Annotated in this window: 5 protein-coding genes; 1 reads left to right on the forward strand and 4 read right to left on the reverse strand. The window is 77.2% G+C overall.

Translation table 11 applies throughout. The features are described from left to right. Nucleotides 1-132: integrase core domain-containing protein (locus tag E1165_RS28315; RefSeq protein WP_165945259.1), on the forward strand; the 132-nt coding region annotated here is incomplete at its 5' end. On the opposite strand, the gene mug is transcribed toward E1165_RS28315, so the two are convergent. The 4 genes from mug to E1165_RS28335 form a co-directional block, all read right to left on the reverse strand. Continuing rightward, nucleotides 129-653, reverse strand: coding sequence for a G/U mismatch-specific DNA glycosylase (gene mug, locus E1165_RS28320; protein WP_305792159.1), 525 nt, complete (start codon nt 651-653; stop codon nt 129-131). The two genes, E1165_RS28315 and mug, sit on opposite strands and share 4 nt — an antisense overlap. A 188-nt stretch (nt 654-841) precedes the next feature. After that, nucleotides 842-1603 (reverse strand): SDR family oxidoreductase, encoded by a 762-nt coding sequence (locus E1165_RS28325; RefSeq protein ID WP_132394754.1) that lies wholly within the window; start codon nt 1601-1603, stop codon nt 842-844. Nucleotides 1604-1647: 44 nt separating this feature from the next. After that, complete coding sequence (locus tag E1165_RS28330) at nt 1648-2160, reverse strand: hypothetical protein (RefSeq protein ID WP_371687409.1); 513 nt, start codon at nt 2158-2160, stop codon at nt 1648-1650. Then, the gene (locus E1165_RS28335; RefSeq protein WP_132394755.1) at nt 2157-2969 is read right to left on the reverse strand and encodes a DUF692 domain-containing protein; all 813 of its coding nucleotides are present in this window, start codon (nt 2967-2969) and stop codon (nt 2157-2159) included. Before E1165_RS28335 ends, E1165_RS28330 begins: the two co-directional genes overlap by 4 nt. Nucleotides 2970-3017: the final 48 nt, after the last annotated feature.

Below are 3017 nucleotides of genomic sequence, written 5' to 3' on the forward strand. Positions count from 1 at the left end.
TCCTCAGAAGCCGCCCGCCGGGCAGCTCTCCCCGCCTGGCTCCACGCCTACAATCACCACCGCGCGCACACCGCACTCGGCGGCCACCCACCAGCCAGCCGCGTCCCCAACCTCTCTGGGCAGAACACCTAGTCGGCGGCGACGGCGGCACGCAGCTCACCGAAGGCGGTACCGAGAGTCTCCGGGGTGAAGTGCGCGTTCAACCCACTCGGGTTGGGCAGCACCCAGAGCCGGGAGCCGGCCAGCGGCTCCGGCTGTGGACCGAATCCGGCCTTGGGCCGGGCGAAGCCGATCCGGTAGGCCGTCACTCCGACCACCGCCACCCAGGCCGGCCGGTACCGTGCCACCTTGCCGGTCAGGATCTCCGCGCCGGCAACCAGTTCGTCAACGGTCAGCTCGTCGGCCCGCGCGCTGGCCCGGGCCACCATGTTGGTGATTCCCAGGCCGAGGCCGGGCAGCAGGCCCTGTTCGCTGGGGTGCAGCTGGCGCGGGGTGAAGCCGCCCCGGTGCAGCGCCGGCCAGAAGCGGTTGCCGGGCCGGGCGAAGTGCCAGCCGGTGGCCGCCGACCAGAGGCCGGGGTTGATGCCGACGAAGAGCACGCCCAGGCCGGGCGCGATGACGTCCGGGACGGTCCGGTCCGCGGCCGCGGCCAGCTCCTCCCGGGTCGGCCGGACGTCCTGCCCCCGGGCTCCGGAACGGGGGCGGTCGAGGTCCGCCGCGGCCGGAAGGTGGCGCTCCGTCGGTGTCGGGCCCGGCCGGTGGCCTCTCGGCCGGGAGCCGGACGGCCCGTCTGCCCGGCCCCGCCGGGGACCGGTGGGGTCGGGGGTGCGCCGTGGTGGAGTCACAGCCCGCGCAGGGCGCCGCCGTCGACCGGCACGGTCACCCCGGTGACGTAGCCGGCGGCGGGGGAGAGCAGGAACGCGGCCACCCGCCCGAACTCGGCCGGATCGCCGATCCGGCGAAGCGGGATGCCGGCCTCCGCCTCGGCGCGCGCCGCCGCCGCGTCACCCGTGGCGGCGAAGAGCGCCTGGTTGCGGTCGGTCATGATGCGCCCGGGCAGCAGCCCGAGCACCCGTACGCCCCGGGGCCCGTACTCGTCGGCCAGGTCCTTGGCCACCCCGGCCAGGCCGGGTCGCAGGCCGTTGGAGATGCCGAGGCCGGGCACCGGGCTGCGGGCCGAGGTGGACAGCACCAACCCGATCGCGCCACTGCCGGTGAGCGCGGCGGCCACCGTGCGGGCCGTGCGGACACTGCCCAGGAAGACCGTCTCGAAGGACTGCCGCCACTGGGCGTCGTCGACCTGGGCGGCGGTGCCCGGTGGCGGCCCGCCCACCGAGACCAGCGCGCCGTCCAACCGGCCGAAGTGTTCCCGGGCGGCGGCGACCAGCCGTTGCGGGGCGTCCGGGTCGGCGAGGTCGGCGGTGAGCCCGACGGCGTGGCCCGCGCCGCCCAGCCGTTCGACCGCCTCGGCCACCCGCTCGGGCCTCCGAGCGGAGACGACCACCCGGGCGCCGTCGGCGACGAGGCACTCGGCGGTGGCGAAACCCAGCCCGCGGGAGGCGCCGGTCAGCACGTACACCCGGTCGGTGAGTCCCAGATCCATGCGGTCGATCCTGCCGTATGTGCCCTACGGTCGCACGTCGGCGGTCAGCGACGGGCGGGACGCAGCAGGCGTACCCGACCGGCGACCTGGACCGCGACGGCACCGCCGGCGCGGGCGACGGCCGGCAGCCGGCGGGGGCGTGGCGGGGTGCGGCCGTCGTAGCGCCCGGTCGCCTCGCGTTCGGCGAGTTCCTCCGCGCCGGGGGCGGGCAGCGTGCCACGGTCGCGCAGGGCGCGGGCCAGGTCCCAGCCGTCGCGCAGGGAGCCGCCACCGGGTCGCCCGTCGGCCCACTCGCGGAAGGTGCCCCACCAGGCGTCGCCGAGGCCGGCGGCGAGGCGTGGCCACTGCCGGGCGACCTCGCCGGCGCGCTTGCGCAGCAGGGCGAGCCGGGCGGCCGTCACCGGACCGGCGGCGAAGCCGGACGGCAGCGCACCCCCGGCGACCAGGGCCGCCACCAGTGCGGCCTGCCGCGCGGCGAGGTCCCCGGCTGGCTGCCCCGACCCGCCGGCGGCCGGCGAGTCGCCGGCATGCGGGGTCCGGCCGGCGGGCCGGCTCACGTGACCACCGGGTACCCGGAGACGGCAGCCAGGGCGTCCAGCTCCGCGCGCAGTTCGGGCGCCGGCGGGTAGTGGCCGTCGCGTTCCAGCATCAGCGCCGGCGGCCGGTGCCGGGCGCAGAGCGCGCCGACCAGGTCGAACACCTCCGGTGGCACCGGGTCGGTGTGCGTGTCGTGGTAGAAGCCGCCCCGCTCGGCGCCGCCGGCCACGTGGACGTAGGCGACCCGGTCCAGCGGCAGCCGGTCCAGCAAGCTACCGGGGTCGCCGCCCCGGTTGCGGGCGTTGGCGTGCAGGTTCGCCACGTCGAGCAGCAGTGCCGCCCCGGTCGCGTCGAGGATCTCGGCGAGAAAGTCCGCCTCGTCCAGCTCGTCGTCCGGCCAGTCGAAGAGCGCGGCGATCGGTTCCAGCGCGAGCGGCACCGGCAGCTCGGCCTGGGTTCGCCGGACGTTCGCCACGACCGCGGCCACCGCCTCCCGGCTGCGGGGCACCGGCAGCAGGTGCCCGGCCTCCAGGCCGCCGGCCCGGACGAACGCGATGTGTTCGCTGACCAGTGGCGCGTCGACCAGCTCCGCCACCCGCGCCAGGTGGGCGACCCGGGCCGGCTCGACCGGCTCCGCGCCGCCGAGGGAGAGCCGCACCCCGTGCGGTACGACGGTGACGCCGCGTTCTCGCAGCTCAGCGAGACCGGGCGGGACCCCGTCGTGCACCGCCTCGGCCACCACCTCGACGAAACGCAACCCCGGCAGCTCGGCGACGAAACCGGTGATCTCCGGCCGCCAACCGATGCCGACCCCGACGGGGCCAATCATCCGCCGCACCCGCCGCCGCAGCCACCGCCACCGCCGCCACCGCAGGAG

Source organism: Micromonospora sp. KC723, from assembly GCF_004348595.1.
In the GTDB taxonomy this organism is placed as follows: Bacteria; Actinomycetota; Actinomycetes; order Mycobacteriales; family Micromonosporaceae; genus Micromonospora.